The following is a 16,409-nucleotide window of genomic DNA, read 5'->3' as shown; positions in this document are numbered from 1 at the left end:
CTGTCCCGCAACTGCTCGGCGAGACCCCAACAGGACCACTGCCAGCCGTTGTAGGAGCGCTTTCAAGCGCGACCCATGGCAAGCCCGTCGCGGCTGAAGCCGCTCCTACGACGGTGCCGCACATTCGCGCGCATTCTGGATGCGAGAGGCTGCACTGTGGGAGGGACTTCAGTCCCGACGCGACGAACCCGAACGACGCGACAATCGTTCCATCGGGCATGCCGCTGTATGCAGCAGACACTCCCGATGCATACCCCGCCTCAGCGGCTGGGCCAATGCCACGCCGGCCGATCGAGTGCGCGCAGGCCGGCGACGTCGGTCTGGCCGTGCTCCTTGATCAGCAGGTGGTGCAGACAGTCCGGCTGCTGCTCCAGCGCTGCGATCAGCCGGCTGGCATGCGAGACCACGATGATCTGCGCCTGCCGCGCGGCGCTGCCGATCAGCCGCGCCAGCGCCGGCAGCAGGTCCGGATGCAGGCTCGCTTCCGGTTCGTTGAGCACCAGCAGTTCCGGCGGGCGCGGGCTCAGCAGGGCGGCGATCCACAGCAGGTAGCGCAAGGTGCCATCGGACAGTTCCGCCGCCGACAGCGGCCGCAGCAGGCCATGCTGGTGCATCGCCAAATCGAAGCGCCCGGCATGCACCTCGATCGTCAACCGCGCGCCGGGGAAGGCATCGTCCACCGCCGCATGCAGGCCGTCGGCATCGCCGATCTCCAGGATGGTCTGCAGGGCCGCGGCGAGGTCCGCGCCGTCGTTGCTCAGCACCGGCGTGTGCGTGCCGATCTGCGCCATGCGTGCCGGTGCCGCGGCGTCGGTGCGGAAGTGGTCGTAGAAGCGCCAACGGCGGATGTTCTCGCGGACCTCATGCATCTCCGGTGCCGCGCGCGGATCGGAGAACTGCGCCAGCACGCTGTCGAAACTGGCGATGCCGGCGCCGGCATCGGTCCAGCCGTCGTCCTGGGTCCGCAGGCGCACCGCCGGCCCGTTGCGGTCCACCAGCAGGTTGGACTGGCGCAGCCAGGGGCCGGCCCAGATGCATTCGCGCTTGATCTGCGGATCCAGCCCGAAGGCCGACGCCGACGGCATCGGCAGGCCCAGGTCGATGGCATAGCCGAATGCGTCGCTGGCGTAGCCCAACTTCAGGCCGACGGCCTGCTGCCGCACCGTGCCCTCGACCGGATGCTCGCCGCGCCGGACCGCGCGGCTCAGTGTCTCCGGGCCGGCCCACAACGCCGACGGCAAGCCGCCCTCGCGGGCCAGTGCGGCGATCACGCCGCCCTGGGCGGTGTCGGCGAGCAGGCGCAGCGCGCGGTAGACGTTGGACTTGCCGCTGCCGTTGGCGCCGGTGATCAGGGTCAGCCCCGCCAGCGGCAGCACCAGCTCGCGCAGGGAACGATAGGAGGAAACCGCCAGGGTGGTCAGCATCGGCGCAGCATACCCGCTGCCTGCGTGCCGCTCAGCCTCCCGCGTGCATCGTCCCGGTGTCCAGCCAGCGCTGGTGCCAGGACAGCGCCTCGGGCAGCAGGTGCGGGGTGTGCTTGCCGTAGCTGGCGTGCAGGGCGCGATCGAAATAGTCCTGCAACTGCGCGCGGTAGCTCGGGTCCACGCAGTGCGCGAGCAACTGTTGCGCGCGCTGCCGCGGCGGCAGGCCGCGCAGGTCGGCCAGGCCGTGCTCGGTGACGATGATGGAGACGTCGTGCTCGGTGTGGTCGACGTGGCTGACCATCGGCACGATCGAGGAGATGCTGCCGTGCTTCGCCGTGCTGGGGCTGAGGAAGATCGACAGGAAACCGTTGCGGGCGAAGTCCCCCGAGCCGCCGATGCCGTTCATGATGCGGCTGCCCATCACGTGGGTGGAATTGACGTTGCCGTACAGGTCGGCCTCGATCATGCCGTTCATGCCGATGCAGCCCAGACGCCGCACCAGTTCCGGATGGTTGGAGATCTCCTGCGTGCGCAGGATGATGCGCTCGCGGTAGAAGTCGATATTGCGCTTGAACTCCTCGTTGGCCTCCGGGCTCAGCGCGAAGCCGGTGCACGAGGCGACCTTCAACACGCCGCTGCGCAACAGATCGAGCATGCCGTCCTGGATCACCTCGGTGAACGCGCTGAGGTCGCGGAAGCCGCTGCTGGCCAGGCCGGCCAGCACCGCGTTGGGAATGTTGCCCACGCCGGACTGCAACGGCAGCAGGTTCGGCGGCAGCCGGCCCTTGCCGACCTCGTGCTGGAAGAACGCGATCAGGTGTTCGGCGATGCGCTGGCTGGTGGCGTCGGCCGGAGTGAACGGGCTGTTGCGGTCGGGGCCGTGGGTGCGCACCACCGCCACGATCTTGTCCGGGTCGCAGCGCAGCGACGGCTCGCCGATACGGTCGTCGGCGTGCAGCAGTGGGATCGGCTTGCGGTGTGGTGGCAACGCGGTGCCGTAATACACGTCGTGCATGCCGTCGATGCCGGCCGGCTGCCAGTCGTTGACCTCGACGATCACCTTCTTCGCCAGGTCCAGCCAGGTCTTGTTGTTGCCGACCGAGGTCGACGGGATCAGGCTGCCGTCCTCGCGGATGCCGGCCACTTCCACCACCGCGGTGTCGATCTGCCCATAGAAACCGAACCACACGTGCTGGGCGACGTGGCTGAGGTGGATGTCGATGTAGTCCAGCGTGCCGGCGTTGATGCGCTGGCGCGCGTCCGGGTCGGACTGGAACGGCATGCGCAGGGCGATGCCATCGGCCTTGGCCAGCGCGCCGTCCAGTTCCGGCGCGGTGGAGGCGCCGGTCAGCAATTGGATCTTGAACGACTGGCCTTGCAGGTGCGCCGCCTCGATGCGCTGCGCCAGCGCCATCGGCACCGCCTTGGGATAGCCGGAGCCGGTGAAGCCGCTCATCGCCACCGTCTCGCCGGGCTGGATCAACGCCGCCGCTGCCTCGGCGCTGACGATGCGCTCGCGCAGGCGGGGATGGAGGATGCGTTCGGCGGACATGCGGCGACCAGGGCGTGGGAAGGGGAGGGCAATTATCGCGGATCGGGCCGGGGCTCGCGCTGGGGTGCGTCCCCACTTTCTGCGCCTGCCGCGTGGCGGCGCATGCGGGCGCAACGGACGCAGCGACGAGGACGCACGCCGCGGTGTGTGCGATGTGTGCGATGTGTGCGGCGCTTTGCGCGCCGGACCCTCACCCCAACCCCTCTCCCGGTGGGAGAGGGGCGCTGGTTTCTCCATTCTCCTGGTGGGGTCTGGATTGCGACGGCAGGGCGCAGCGCGCATGCAGCGGGCGCAACGCCGGGTGTATGCCACCGTCGCTTTCACGCGCTCCACGCCACGCCGCGGCGATAGTGCGGCGGTGCCGCCTTTCGCCCGCCCGCTGACCGCCGTCCACGCACGCTACCGGCGTCTGCCGCGCGGCTGGCGCCTGTTCCTGCGCGGCCTGCTGATCGCCTACCTGCTGTACCTGCTGGCCGGCAACGTGTTCCTCAACACGCCGCTGTTCGACCTGGCCACCAACCGCAAGCCGGAGAAGTTCCGCATGCACACCGGGCCGGCGATCACCGTGTTGCCCGGCTTCATCACCGCCTGGAACGTGCGCATGCGCGGCCATGTGCAGCGCAATGTCTGGCAGGTGCGGGCGGACCGCGTCAGCGCGCGCATCGCGCTGCTGCCGCTGCTGCACCGCGAAGTGCGCCTGCCGTGGATGGAAGCGGTGAACGTGATCGGCGAGATGGACCGCGTCGAGGAGATGATCCCGCCACCGCCACCCAGCGACCAGGGCTGGACGCTGCGCTTCGACGCGATCCACAGCGGCACGCTGCGCCGCGCCCGCTTCGGCGATTTTGCGGTCGAGGGCAAGGGCCACGGCACCGTCGGCTTCCTCAAGCAGTTGCGTGGCGGCCCCTCGGAACTGTTCTGCTCGCAGATCGTGTTCGAGGACGCTAGCGTGCGCTACGGCAAGCGCCAGATCGCCGACCAGGCCACGCTGGACGCGCGCTTCTCGTTCCCGCGCCACTACCGCGCGCAGGCGCCGGGATTGCGCAAGCTGGGCATCACCGACCTGGCGCTGCGCGTGCACGGGCGCAGCGTGGCCCTGCGCATCGACACCGCCGGCGACACCACCAAATTGAGCACCGAACCCGGCCTGGGCCACGTGCAGGCCGATCTGCACCTGCTGCGCGGCGCGCTGCAGCCCGGCAGCACGCTCAACTGGCGGGTGCCGCTGCATGCCGGCGTCGGCGCCACCGATCGCGGCGTGCTGACGCTGCTGCTGGACGTGGAGGGCGAGGACATCCACGCGCGTGCGCGCCTGCCCGGCCAGGTCGATCCGCGCAGCATGCTCGATGCCGATCTGCACATCGCCGGGCGCCAGGTGCCGTTCGCCGACCCGGCGGCACTGCTGCCGCGCACCTCCGGCCGCGTGCAGGGGCGTTGGCATTTCGAATCGTTGAACTGGATCAGCGACCTGCTGGTGCGCAAGCCGTGGTTCCAGCTCGACGGCGGCGGCGACGTCGCCGCCGATCTGCGGTTGCGGCAGGGCGCGCTGCAGCCGGGCAGCCGCCTCGACGTGCCCGACGTGCAGGCGGTGGCGGAGATCATGCGCGTGCGGCTGAGCGGCAAGGCGCAGGCGGCCGGGCGCATCGTCGGCACTGCGGACCAGCCGCGCACGCAACTGAACGTGCGCATGCGTCGCTTCGCGCTGGCGCCGCTGGCCGAGCCCAAGGCCAGCTTCGTCGAAGGCGAGAACCTGCAACTGGACTTGCAGGGCGATGGCGCGCTGGCCACCCTGCGCGACTCGTTGCAGGCGCGGTTGCGCTTTGCCGATGCGCGCGTGCCGGACCTGCGCGCCTACAACCGCTACCTGCCGGCGGCGCAGGTGCGCGTGCTCGGTGGCGATGGCCGGCTCAGCGGCGACCTGCAGCTGGACGCATCCGGCCAGGTCGGCCAGGGCACCGTGCGCGTACTCGGCCGCCAGGCGCGGCTGCAGACCGCGGGCCTGGAACTGGCCGGCAATCTCGACCTGGACGCGCGGCTGCGGCGCGCTGAACTGCAGGACAAGCGCTTCGATCTCAGCGGCAGCACCCTGCGCCTGCAGGGCGTGCGCTACGGCACCCAGCCCAGGCAGGGCGACTGGTGGGCGACGCTACGGATTCCGCAGGGCCGCATCGCCGCGGCGGCGCCGGTGCAGGCCGATGCGCAGGTGCAGATGCAGATGCGCGACGCCGGCCCGGTGCTGGCGGTGTTCGCGCAGCACAGCGATGCGCCGGCGTGGTTGCTGAAGCTGGCCGACGCCGGACAGTTGCAGGCCAGCGGGCAGTTGCGCTGGCGCAAGGACTCGCTGTGGCTGGACCGGGTCGCGGCAGAAAACGAACGCGTGGCCTTGCGCGCGCGCCTGCGCGTCGGCGATGCCGGCACGCAGGGCGATCTGTATGCGCGCTGGGGCGTGCTCGGCGTGGGCGTGGCCTTGCGCGGCGATCAGCGGCAATGGCATCTGCTCGGCGCGCGCGAGTGGTACGACCGGCAACCGGCGTGGCTGCCGGAGGCACCGGCGCCGGCGGCATCGCCCTGACGCGACGACGAACGCGTCGTGCTCTTGCGTAGGCACGGCCAGGCAATGCATCGCGGCGCTGGAAATGTGCAGGCACGCGCAGGGTGCACGTCCGCCCGCTTTTCCCATTCCCTGTTCCCGTTTCCCCATTCCCCCAACCACGCAGAATGTACCGCCCAGTTTCGTTTTGCACTGCAGCGTGCAATGTCTCAAAAAAGCGCCCAAGATCGCCCTGCATCCCGACGTGGGGGAGGGAGCAAGGCCCGCTAGCAGTTCGCTGCCAGCGGGCTTTTTTATTGCCCGTTTCCGGGCCTGGCCGCGGCAGGCGATGCGATGGCCTGACGTGAGGTAGCGATAACACGCTTCCGTGGCCGCGACATTGCCGGGTCGCGTCCCGTGGATGTCTGCGCCGCAGCGCGCGCAGCCGGCGCTCGGGTCAGGTCGGCATCGCCTGCGACGTCGCGTGCGGCGACGGCGGCAGTTCGGGGCGGGTCGGGTCCACGGTCAGCGGCTCGTCGCTGCGCAGCAGCGCGTGCGCCTCGGCTTCGCTGGCCACCGCCGGCGGCGAGCCGCGCAGCGGCAGGCCGGCGGTTTCGCGCACGAAGGCCATGGTCGCGATGCCGATCACCGCCGCGCCCATCAGGTAGTAGGCCGGCACCAGCGGATCGCCAGTGCGTTCGACCAGCCACGCGGTGACCAGCGGCGTGGTGCCGCCGAACAGCGACACCGACACGTTGAAGGCGATCGACAGCGCGCTGTAGCGCACCGGGGTGTAGAACAGCGCCGGCAAGGTCGACGGCATCGAGCTGGTGAAACACACCAGCGCCACGCCCAGCAGCATCAGGCCGAGGAAGATCAGCCAGTCGTTGCCGGTGCCGACCAGCCGCAGGCACGGCACCGCCAGCACCAGCAGCGCGATGCAGGCGCCGATCACCATCGGCTTGCGGCCCAGGCGATCGCTGAACAACCCACCGAGCACGTTGAGCGGCATCATCACCAACATCACGATGATGATCAGCAGCAGGCCCTTGCTCTCGGCATAGCCCATGGTGACGCTGAGATAGCTGGGCATGTAGGTCAGCAGCATGTAGTCGGTGACGTTGAACACCAGCACCAGGCCCACGCACTTGAGCAACTGCGGCCAGTGGACGCGGAACAGCGCGCCCAGGCCCGGCGCATCGTGCTCGCGCTTTTCCGCCTCTTCGGCATAGGCCTGGAACGCCGGGGTTTCCTCCAGCTTCATGCGCATGTACAGGCCGAGCAGGCCCAGCGGGCCGGCGATCAGGAACGGCACGCGCCAGCCCCAGTCGAGCATCTGCGCATCGCTGAGCGTGAAGTGCAGCGCGGTCACCGTGGCAGCGCCGGCGATATAGCCGCCCAACGTGCCGAACTCCAGCCAGCTGCTCATGAAGCCGCGGTTGCGGTCGGTGGAGTACTCGGCGATGAAGGTCGCCGCGCCGCCGTATTCGCCGCCGGTGGAAAAGCCCTGCACCAGCCGCGCCACCAGCAACAGGATCGGTGCCCAGATGCCGATGCGCTCGTAGGAGGGGATCAGGCCGATCGAGAACGTGCCCAGCGCCATCAGGATCATGGTCGCGGCCAGCACCTTCTGCCGGCCGTAGCGGTCGCCCAGCGGGCCGAACACCAGCCCGCCCAGCGGGCGCACCAGGAACGCCACGGTGAAGGTCGCGAACGTGGCGATCAGCTGCGCGGTCGGGTTGGTGCTGGGAAAGAACACGTGGCCCAGGGTCACGGCCAGGTAGCCGTACACGCCGAAGTCGAACCATTCCATCGCGTTGCCCAGCGCCGCCGCGCCGACGGCCCGCTTGAGCATGGGTTTGTCGACGACGGTGACTTCTTCCACCTGGAGTTGGCGGCGGCGCTTGAACCATCCGAAATGGGCGTGGAACTCCGACATGTCTTCTCCTGTCCTGGAACGGTGAGGTGATGACCCCCGGCCGGCACCCGGCAGGCAAGCAAGACGGAACGACAGGGCGCCACAGGCGCCGCACTGGTCTGCGGGGGCGATCCCGGATGGCCGCGTCAACTCCACGGCGCTGCAGGATCGAAGGACGGAGCGGGCGGCGCAGGGCGCACAGGAGCTCCGTCGAGGTAGCCATCATACACCATCGTCGTGACGGGGCTGGCGGCAAGGTCTGCGAAACGTCGCGAAAAGTATTGAAAAGCAGCGTTCTGCGTGGATTTTTTCGATCCGTGCGGGATGGCCTCAGTCGTAACGTGCGACGGTGGAACGGCTCTGCGCGCCGGATGCGCCGTCGGGTCGGGACTGAAGTCCCTCCCACAGTGCAGTGCGCCCTGGTGACGTGATTGCCTCGACGCCGCGGTCCTGTCCGCGGTCGCCGCGGGATGCCATCATCGGCCGATGTCTTCTGCTGCCTTCGTGGTTCCCGACGTCCTGCAACCCACGCTCGAACGCAGCCTGGCGCGCCTGCGCCAGGCCGTGGCCGCGCAGCCGTGGCCGTCTCATCCCGGCTTCGAGGACGCGCTGGCGCGCGCGCTGCTGGCCAGCGATTTCCTGCTCGACACGCTGTGCCGGCAGCCGTCGCTGCTCGCGCACCTGGCGCAGCCGGACCCACCGCCCTTGCCGCTGCCGCAACTGGATCCGGCGCAGCCGGCGGCGTGGCCGGCGCAGTTGCGCCGCTACCGCGCGGCCGCCTCGGCGCGGCTGGTGTGGCGCGACGTGCTGGGCCTGGACGAGGTCGATGCGACCCTGGCCGGCAGCACGCAGCTGGCCGAGGACTGCCTGGCGCTGGCGCTGCAGGCGCTGGAGGGCGAGTTCGCCACGCGCCACGGCGTGGTGCGTGCCGCCGACGGCAGCGTGCAGCGGCTGGTGGTGTTCGGCCTGGGCAAGCTTGGCGGCGGCGAGCTGAATTTCTCCTCCGACGTGGATCTGGTCTACGCCTACCCGCAGGGCGGCGAGTCCGACGGCGCGCGCGCGCTGGCCGCCGAGGAATACTTCGCGCGGCTCGGCCAGCGTCTGGCGCGGCTGCTCGACGAGACCACCGCCGACGGCTTCGTGCATAGAGTGGATCTGCGCCTGCGCCCGTTCGGCACGGCCGGCCGGGTGGCGCTGTCGTTCGCCGGCATGGACCAGTATTTCCAGCGCGAAGGCCGCGACTGGGAACGCTACGCCTGGCTCAAGGCGCGCGCGGTGGCCGGCGACATCGGCGCCGGCGAGGAATGGCTGCAGGCGCTGCGCCCGTTCGTTTACCGGCGCTATCTCGACTACACCGCGCTGGACGGCCTGCGCGAGATGAAGGCGGCGATCACCGCCGAAGTGGCGCGCCACGATCGCCTGGACGACATCAAGCGCGGCGCCGGCGGCATCCGCGAGATCGAGTTCCTGGTGCAGTCGCTGCAGTTGATCCGCGGCGGCCGCGAACCCGCACTGCGCGAACGCCGCCTGTTGCCGGCGCTGCACGCGCTGGTCGCCGCTGGCCAGGTCGCCGCCGAGGACGGCGCGGCGCTGGCGCAGGCGTATCGCTTCCTGCGCCAGGTGGAGAACCGCCTGCAGATGCTGCGCGACGCGCAGACCCACGCGTTGCCGGAGGATCCGCTGGATCGCGCGCGCATCGCCTTCGGCCTCGGCCATGCCGACTGGGCCGCGCTGCACGCTGCGCTGCAGGTGCAGCGCGATCGCGTCGCCGCCGAGTTCGCCGAACTGCTGGCACCGCGCGAGCGCGCGCTGGCGCCCGATGCGCTGGCCGACTACTGGCGCGGCCTGCCCGACGCCGGCCAGGCGCAGGTGTTGCGCGCCGCCGGCTTCGCCGATGCCGACGGCGCCGACCAGGCCTTGCGCGGCTTCGTGCAGTCGCTGGGTGTGCGCACGCTCTCCGATGCCGCGCGTGCGCGCCTGGACCGGGTGCTGCCGGCGCTGCTGCATGCCGCGGCGCGCTCGGCGCAGGCCGATGCTGCCCTGCACCGCGTGCTCGGCCTGCTGCAGGCGATCCTGCGCCGGGCCAGCTACCTGGCCCTGCTCGACGAACAACCTAGCGCACTGGCGCGGCTGGTCGACGTGCTGGCGCGCAGCGCCTTCCTGTCCGAACGGCTGGCCGCGCACCCGCTGTTGCTGGACGAACTGCTCGACAGCCGCGTGGACGGCCCGATGCCGGACCTGGCGGCGATGCAGCGGCTGTGCGATGCCGCAGTCGCCACCGCCGGCGACGATCCGGAAGCGGCCTTGCGCGGCCTCAACGAAGCGCGCCAGGCGCTGAGTTTCCGCATTGCCCTGGCCACGCTGGACCGGCGCCAGCCCGCGCTCGACAGCGCCCGCCAGCTCGCGCAATTGGCCGAGGCGGTGGTGGTGACCGTGCTGCGCCTGGCCCGTGCCGATCTGGTCGCCGCGCACGGCGAGGTGCCCGGCGGCAGTTTCGCCATCGTCGGCTACGGCAGCCTGGGCGGCGTGGAACTGGGCATCGGCTCGGACCTGGACCTGGTGTTCCTGTACGACCACCCGCCGGGCGTCGAAGCGTCGGCCGGGCCGCGGCCGCTGGAGAGCGGGCGCTGGTTCGCGCGGCTGGCGCAAAAGGTGATCGCGTTGCTCGGCGCGGTCACCGGTGGCGGCCGCCTGTACGACATCGACGTGCGCCTGCGCCCGGACGGCGGCAAGGGCGCGCTGGTGTCGTCGCTGGCCAGTTACCGCGAGTACCAGCGCGAGCGCGCCTGGACCTGGGAACACCAGGCCTTGGTGCGCGCCCGCGGCGTGGCCGGCGACGCGCCGCTGCTGCAGCAGTTCGAGCAGGTGCGCGCGCAGACCCTGGCACGCCCGCGCGAGCCCGCAGCGCTGCGCGAGGAAGTGCGCAGGATGCGTGCGCGCATGCGTGCCGAACTGGACCGCAGCGATGCGGCGCGCTTCGATCTCAAGCAGGGCGCTGGCGGCCTGGTCGACCTGGAATTCCTGGTGCAGGCCGGCGTGCTGCTCGGCGCCGCGCAGCAGCCGGCGCTGTTGGTGCCGCGCGACACGCTTGCGCTGCTCGACGCGCTGGCGCACAGCGGCTGGCTGTCGCCATCCATCGCTGCCAGCCTGCATGCCGCCCACGCCACGCTGGTCGAGGCCGGCCTGGCCTGCACGCTGGACCGGCGTCCGCGCCTGACCGCGCCCACCGCAGACATCGCCGCGGCGCGTGCGGCGATTCGCGCTGCCGCTGCCGCGCTGGAGCTGGTGTTCGTCGATGGCCGCGCGGACGGCGACGCGGCGCACTAGCGCGCCGTCGGCGCTGGCTGCAATCGGCCGGAGGCCTGGGCTTGCCGCCGTGCTGCCACTGCAAACACGCCGCCATGGCCGCGGCGATCGGCGCCGGCATGCTGTTGCGCGCTGGCGTGATTGCTACACGCTGACGTATTGAGACTGGAACCAGACCGCGTCGGGATCAGTGTCCACCACTTGGTCGGGAGCCACGCCGAACAGCGCCTGGTAGGCGTGCTTCCACAGGCCGGCGCGGCCGGCACACAGGTCGTGCCACAGCGCATAAAAGGTCATGGAATCGAACACCCGCACCACGTCCACGACCTGCTCAAGGTAGGCCTGGAACAGGTAGATCCGCTCGCCGTCCACCAGGATGTTGAAGTTGTGGATCAACTGCGACGGATCGCCCAGCAGCACGAGGTTGACGAAGTCGCCGTCGGCGAAGGTCGGCAGCGCCGCGTCCGCCAGGTACAGCCGGGTGCGCAGGGGCCGGTCGCGACGCAGCAGCACCATCTCCAGCATCAACGGGGCGAAGGTGTTGCAGGACCATGCCGGATCGGACACGGCCGGTGTCGTCAGCGTGGGCAGCGCCATGCCAGGAGGGTCGAGTTGCGCGAGGGTGGCGTTGAGCGCACTCAGGGCGATGGCGGAGGTGACGTCGTGCGGCATATGGATGGCCTGGTGGGCGCGGCGCGCGGGAGGCGCACCGCCGATGGCCTGTTGAACGTCTGCCGCGGACGTTTGTGAAGTGGTGGTCGCCCAGCTCCGCGGGTCAGCGCGTCGGCGCCATCCGCCACAGCAGCGCGCGGAACGGCGCCAGCAGGCACACGCCGATGCCCAGCTTCACCGCGAGGTCGCCGGCGGCCCAGCTCAGCCACGGCAGCGTCGAGCCGGCGAAGGCGATCGACCAGAAGATCGTGGTGTCCAGCGTCGCGCTGCAGGTGGTGGCGACGATCGGCGCGCGCCACCAACGCCCGCGGCGCAGCCGGTCGAACACGGTGATGTCCAGCAGTTGCGCGGCGATGAAGGCCAGGCACGAGGCTGCGGCGATGCGCGGGGTGGCGATCCAGATCGACAGCAGCACCGCCAGCGCGAACCCGCACCAGGCTACCCGCCGCGCCGCGTGCGGGCCGAAACGGCGGTTGATCAGGTTGCTGACCAGGAACGCCAGCGGATAGCTGAAGGCACCCCAGGTCAACCAGTCGTTGATCGGGAACTGCACCAGCACGTTCGACAGCACCACCACCGCGCCCATCGCCAGCACGGACAGCAGCAGCGCGCGCGGGGTCAGCGCGGCGAAAGTGGGCGAGGGAGCGGCAACGGACGGCACGGCGGTCGGGGCAGGGGCGGCGGGCGCGCATTATCGCGGCCCGGACACGCGATGACCAATGCCGGTGCGCGGACACGCTCCTACAAATGGAACTCCGCGCTGGGAACCGCTTTTGCGATTCCCCATTCCCTATTCCCCAATCCCGGCTCCATCGCGGCTGAAGCCGCTCCTACAAATGGAACCCCGCGCTGGGAACCGCTGTTGCGATTCCCCATTCCCCATTCCCCATTCTCGGCTTCACCGCGGCAGCGGCGTCCCATCCACCGCCGCACGGCCCACCGCCGGGTCGTCGGTGAAGAAGCCATCGATGCCGGCGTCGAGCAGCGCGCGCATTTCGGTGATGCTGCCGGCCGCATTCACCGCGGCCGGGCCGCGCGCGTCCTGCAGCTGCTTGGGCAGGAAATAGTTTTCCGGCCGGAACGTGTACGGAATCACCTGCAGGCCCGCCGCATGCGCATCGGCAACGAACGACGTGGGCGCGGCCAGGGCGCCGTCGGCGCTCACCGGCACGATCGCGCGCAGGTTGGGGCTGACCAGTTGCGCGTACTTGGCGATCGCGCGCAGGCCCTGCGCGCTGCCCATCTGCGCGTAGGTCGGGCCGTCATGCAACTGGTCGCCCGGGCGCTCCTTGGGATCGCCCAGCAGCTGCACCAGGCGCACGTTCGGATGCGTGTCGCCGAGCTTGCCGTGCAGCGATTGCAGGTTGCCGATCTCGAACGACTGGATCACCACCGGCGCCTTGCGCGTGTAGGCATGCGCATCGAGAGTGGCCACCAGCTTGTCTTCCATCGCCAGGCCGAGCCCGCGGAAATAGGTGCCGTGCTTGATCTCGGGAATCAGCCCGATCGGGCGCCCGCGCGTGGCCGACTCGGCCGCGGTGAAGTCGATGATCTCGTCCATGGTCGGCACCTGGAACTGCCCGTCGAAGGCGGTGCCGCGCAGTTGCGGCAGGCGCTCGCGCGCGCGCAGGGTCTTCAGCTCGGCCAGGGTGAAGTCTTCGGTGAACCAGCCTTCCACGCGCTGCCCGTCGATCTGCTTGACGGTCTTGCGCGCGGCGAACTCCGGATGCGCGGCCACGTCGGTGGTGCCGCCGATCTCGTTCTCGTGGCGCGCCACCAGCACGCCGTCCTTGGTCGAGACCAGGTCCGGCTCGATGAAATCGGCGCCGTCGGCGATCGCCTTGGCATAGGACGCCAGGGTGTGCTCGGGGCGCAACGCGCTGGCGCCGCGGTGGCCGATCACCAGCGGTTTGCTTTCGCCCGGGGCGGCGGCCGGTGCGGCCGCCGCGGTGGTCGCCAACACGGCCATCGCGCATCCCAACAACCAGGAGGTGGATCGAATCATCGCATGCGTTCCGGTTCGGGGGCGGACGGACAGGATGGACGCGCTCAGAAGCGCGCGTCCAGGGTCAGGAACGCCTGCCGCGGCGCGCTGGCGTGGAAGGCCAGCGAGCGGCCGTTCGGGTCGCTGTTGCTGAAGGCGGTGAGGTTGGAGGCGTAGCGCTTGTCGGTGAGGTTGGTGACGTTCAACGACAGCTTCAGGTCCCGCAGGAACGACACCGCCCCGAAATCGTAGCCGGCGCCGGCATCGAAGGAGGTGTAGCCGCCGAAGCCCTGGTCGTTGGTGTAGGTGTAGTAGCGCTGGCCGGTGTACTTGCCGCGCAGGTTGGCGTTCCAGCCGTTCCAGGTCCAGCTTATTTCGCTGGCGAACATGCGCTTGGGCGTGTCCACGGTGTACTTGCCGGCGGTGGGGATGACCACGCCGTTCTGCACGTAGTTGTCGTCGTAGGTGGAGCGGTTGATCGAGGCCGAGTTGTACCACTGCAGGTGCGCGGTCGGCTTCCAGATGAAGGTCAGCTCGCCGCCGCGGCTGCTCACCGAGCCGACGTTGAAGAAGCGCGTGGTGCACGCCGGGGTGGTGCCCTGCTGGATGCTCGGGCACGGGTTGAGCGACAGCAGGCGGTTGTCGAAAGTCACGTCGTAGCCGACCAGCGAGGCCTCGAACTGGTCGCGCACCAGGCGGTAGCCGGCTTCGAAGGTCTTGGACTTCTCCGGCTGCAGCGCGCCGACGCTGGCGTCGAACGAAGCCTGGGTCACCAGCAGCGGGCCGCCGGCGCCGCCGCCCTGGAACGCGGCGATGTTCTCGGCGTAGGAGGCGAACACTTCCTGGCCCTCGGCCAGGCGGTAGCTCAGGCCGGCCTGCGGCAGCAGCGCCTTGCTGGCCTTCAGCTCGCCGTTGGCCACCGGCGATTCCACCGCGATCCCCGGCGTCTCGCGCGCGGTCATGGTGGTGTGCGGGCTCTTGGCGCCGATGTCCAGGGTCAGTCGCTCGTCGAGCAGCTTGAAGGTGCCCTGCACATAGGCCTGCTTGGTGGTGATGACGTAGTCCTGCGAGAACAGCCGGCGGTTCGGGTTGCTGAGGAAGATGTCGTCGTCGATCGGGCCGTCGATCCAGTAGAAGTTGCGTTCCACGTGGTGCTTGTTGCGCTCGTACCACACGCCCGCTTCCAGGTGGTGCGGGCCGATGTCCCAGCCCAGCGAGGCGATGCCGCCGGTGCGGTTGATGGTGTAGTTGGTGCTGCGGATCGAGATCGGCAGCGCCTGCGGCGTGCCCGGGTAGGAAGGCTGGCCCGGCGACCACCAGTGGCCCTGGCCTTCGTTCTCGTGGTGGTAGACCTGGGTGTGCACGCTCACCGCATCGGACGGCTGGAAGTCGCCGGCCAGGTAGTACAGGTCGTCGTTGCGCAGCGCGCGGCTCTGGTAGTAGGCGTCGTCGATGTTGTCCACGCCGCCGCTGTAGCCGCAGCGGCTGGCGTTGCGCGTGGCCGGCGCGCAATAGGCCGCGGCCAGCGCGCGCTGCCAGTCCGGCGCGTACAGGTTCCAGTCCCAGCCCAGGCCGCGGTGCAGGCCGCTCTTGGACAGGTAGGCGTAGTCGGCCTGCGAGGTGCGCGAGGTGTCGACGAAGGCGGTGATCTTGCCGCCCTCGAACTGGTACACGCCCTTGCCGTTGAACTGCGCGGTGTGGGTCGGCGAGCCCGGCGGGGCCCACATGTCGGCGTCGGCATAGATGCCGGACAGGTAGGCGGAGAAACCGTTGTGCTCGCCGGTATCCAGGCGCAGGTAGGTGCGGCGGTTGCTGTCCGAGCCCACGGTCTGCGCCAGGCGCACGCCGACCTCGGTGGACGGATCGTCGGAGTAGTACTGCACCGTGCCGCCGAGGTTGCTGGTGGAGGCGGTGCCCAGGCTGCCGATGCCCGAGGCCAGTTCCACGCCGCCGAAGTTCTCGGCGATCAGCGCGCGGCTGATGTTCAGGCCGTTGTAGTTGCCGTAGGCGTTGTCGCCCAGCGGCAGGCCGTCGAGGGTGTAGCCCAGGCGCACGCCGTTGAAGCCGCGCAGGCTGATGGTCTGCGATTCCTCGTTGGCGCCGAAGGCGTCGTTGGACTGCACGTTGACGCCGGGAATGCGGTTGAGCAGCTTCTGGATGCTGGTGCCGGGCGGCAGCACCGCCACGTCCTGGGTGGTGATGCGCTGCACCTGGCGGGTTTCGCCCTGGCCGATCACCGACACCGCATCGAGTTGCTGCACGTCGGCCGCGGCGCCATCGGCGGCGGGTTCTGCGGCGGTGGCGGCGAAGGGCGACAACAGGGCGGCGAGGATCGCCGTGCTCAGCAGGGAATGGAGAGGCATGCGCAGGGGGATTCGTAAAGGAAGTGCGCAGACGATGCGACAGCGACGTTGCAGGTTGGCGTCAGCGGCGTTGCGTTTGTCATGCAGCGGCACGATGGCGTGCGTCGTGGCGCGGTTGCAGATGTGAGGCGGTGGCCTGTCCGGTATGGGCGCGCACCAAGGTGATCGGGCGAAGCGTGGTGCTGTGTCGGCGGACGCGCGGTTGGCTCCGTCATCGCGGCGGCCGCGTGCGAGCGCATCGACATCAAGGCGTTACACGGTGACACCAATTGCCATGCATCGCAGGTAGAGAACACATGTACGCGCATGTGTCGGCAACGCGTTGAAATGGCCTGTTTACAAAGTGAAGAAAGGCGCGCGCGGTCAAAGTTTTGTGGTGCATTCCTCCTCAATCATCACGCCTCGCCCACGCCCGATGGCATGCCGATGCGTGCAGACATGAGCAGGAAGCACAGTGCACTCGCATCGATCGGATCGCCGTCTTCGTGCCGCGCTGGGTCCTTGCATGGAGATGGCAGCGCGGGCGCTGCGCGCGCCGCACCCTCACCCCAACCCCTCTCCCGGTGGGAGAGGGGCTACGGCTTCTCCCTTCTCCCCTCGGGAGAAGGTGCCCCGCAGGGGCGGATGAGGGTCGGGCGCAGCCTCGCAGCAATGAACCAC

General features: G+C 69.9%; 9 protein-coding genes. 2 read left to right on the top strand and 7 right to left on the bottom strand.

The window, feature by feature from the left end; all coding sequences use genetic code 11:
* Positions 1–260: 260 nt before the first annotated feature.
* Positions 261–1,424 (bottom strand): AAA family ATPase, encoded by a 1,164-nt coding sequence (locus J7357_RS03560; RefSeq protein ID WP_209244915.1) that lies wholly within the window; start codon positions 1,422–1,424, stop codon positions 261–263.
* Between the two features lie 31 nt (positions 1,425–1,455).
* The gene (locus tag J7357_RS03555; RefSeq protein WP_209244914.1) at positions 1,456–2,976 is read right to left on the bottom strand and encodes an acetyl-CoA hydrolase/transferase family protein; all 1,521 of its coding nucleotides are present in this window, start codon (positions 2,974–2,976) and stop codon (positions 1,456–1,458) included.
* Positions 2,977–3,256: 280 nt separating this feature from the next.
* Between J7357_RS03555 and J7357_RS03550 the strand changes: the two genes are divergently transcribed.
* Positions 3,257–5,548: a hypothetical protein gene (locus J7357_RS03550; protein ID WP_244667248.1), complete on the top strand. Its 2,292-nt coding sequence runs from the start codon at positions 3,257–3,259 to the stop codon at positions 5,546–5,548.
* Positions 5,549–5,963: 415 nt separating this feature from the next.
* Here the strand turns inward: J7357_RS03550 and proP are convergent, their stop codons facing one another.
* Entirely contained in the window at positions 5,964–7,445 is a 1,482-nt protein-coding gene (proP, locus tag J7357_RS03545) for a glycine betaine/L-proline transporter ProP (protein WP_209244912.1), read from the bottom strand.
* A gap of 465 nt (positions 7,446–7,910) precedes the next feature.
* Between proP and glnE the strand changes: the two genes are divergently transcribed.
* Positions 7,911–10,751 carry a bifunctional [glutamate--ammonia ligase]-adenylyl-L-tyrosine phosphorylase/[glutamate--ammonia-ligase] adenylyltransferase gene (gene glnE, locus J7357_RS03540; protein ID WP_209244911.1) on the top strand — a complete coding sequence of 947 codons (2,841 nt, stop codon included), beginning with the start codon at positions 7,911–7,913 and terminating at the stop codon, positions 10,749–10,751.
* A 123-nt stretch (positions 10,752–10,874) separates the two neighbouring features.
* Here the strand turns inward: glnE and J7357_RS03535 are convergent, their stop codons facing one another.
* The 4 genes from J7357_RS03535 to J7357_RS03520 form a co-directional block, all read right to left on the bottom strand.
* Positions 10,875–11,402 carry a hypothetical protein gene (locus tag J7357_RS03535; protein ID WP_209244910.1) on the bottom strand — a complete coding sequence of 176 codons (528 nt, stop codon included), beginning with the start codon at positions 11,400–11,402 and terminating at the stop codon, positions 10,875–10,877.
* Between the two features lie 103 nt (positions 11,403–11,505).
* Complete coding sequence (locus tag J7357_RS03530; RefSeq protein ID WP_209244909.1) at positions 11,506–12,063, bottom strand: queuosine precursor transporter; 558 nt, start codon at positions 12,061–12,063, stop codon at positions 11,506–11,508.
* Positions 12,064–12,300: 237 nt separating this feature from the next.
* Positions 12,301–13,371: a glycerophosphodiester phosphodiesterase gene (locus J7357_RS03525; RefSeq protein ID WP_209245016.1), complete on the bottom strand. Its 1,071-nt coding sequence runs from the start codon at positions 13,369–13,371 to the stop codon at positions 12,301–12,303.
* Positions 13,372–13,451: 80 nt separating this feature from the next.
* The gene (locus J7357_RS03520) at positions 13,452–15,749 is read right to left on the bottom strand and encodes a TonB-dependent receptor (protein WP_209244908.1); all 2,298 of its coding nucleotides are present in this window, start codon (positions 15,747–15,749) and stop codon (positions 13,452–13,454) included.
* Positions 15,750–16,409 lie beyond the last annotated feature (660 nt).

The organism is Xanthomonas sp. D-109, from assembly GCF_017746095.1.
Taxonomy (GTDB): domain Bacteria; phylum Pseudomonadota; class Gammaproteobacteria; order Xanthomonadales; family Xanthomonadaceae; genus Xanthomonas_A; species Xanthomonas_A sacchari.
This window is presented reverse-complemented; position numbering and strand designations above follow the sequence as displayed.

What these genes read in the sequence shown, in the direction of transcription:
- J7357_RS03560 (WP_209244915.1), bottom strand. Translation starts at nt 1,424, where the DNA reads ATGCTGACCACCCTGGCGGTTTCCTCCTATCGTTCCCTGCGCGAGCTG.
- J7357_RS03555 (WP_209244914.1), bottom strand. Translation starts at nt 2,976, where the DNA reads ATGTCCGCCGAACGCATCCTCCATCCCCGCCTGCGCGAGCGCATCGTC.
- J7357_RS03550 (WP_244667248.1), top strand. Translation starts at nt 3,257, where the DNA reads ATGCAGCGGGCGCAACGCCGGGTGTATGCCACCGTCGCTTTCACGCGC.
- proP (WP_209244912.1), bottom strand. Translation starts at nt 7,445, where the DNA reads ATGTCGGAGTTCCACGCCCATTTCGGATGGTTCAAGCGCCGCCGCCAA.
- glnE (WP_209244911.1), top strand. Translation starts at nt 7,911, where the DNA reads ATGTCTTCTGCTGCCTTCGTGGTTCCCGACGTCCTGCAACCCACGCTC.
- J7357_RS03535 (WP_209244910.1), bottom strand. Translation starts at nt 11,402, where the DNA reads ATGCCGCACGACGTCACCTCCGCCATCGCCCTGAGTGCGCTCAACGCC.
- J7357_RS03525 (WP_209245016.1), bottom strand. Translation starts at nt 13,371, where the DNA reads ATGGCCGTGTTGGCGACCACCGCGGCGGCCGCACCGGCCGCCGCCCCG.
- J7357_RS03520 (WP_209244908.1), bottom strand. Translation starts at nt 15,749, where the DNA reads ATGCCTCTCCATTCCCTGCTGAGCACGGCGATCCTCGCCGCCCTGTTG.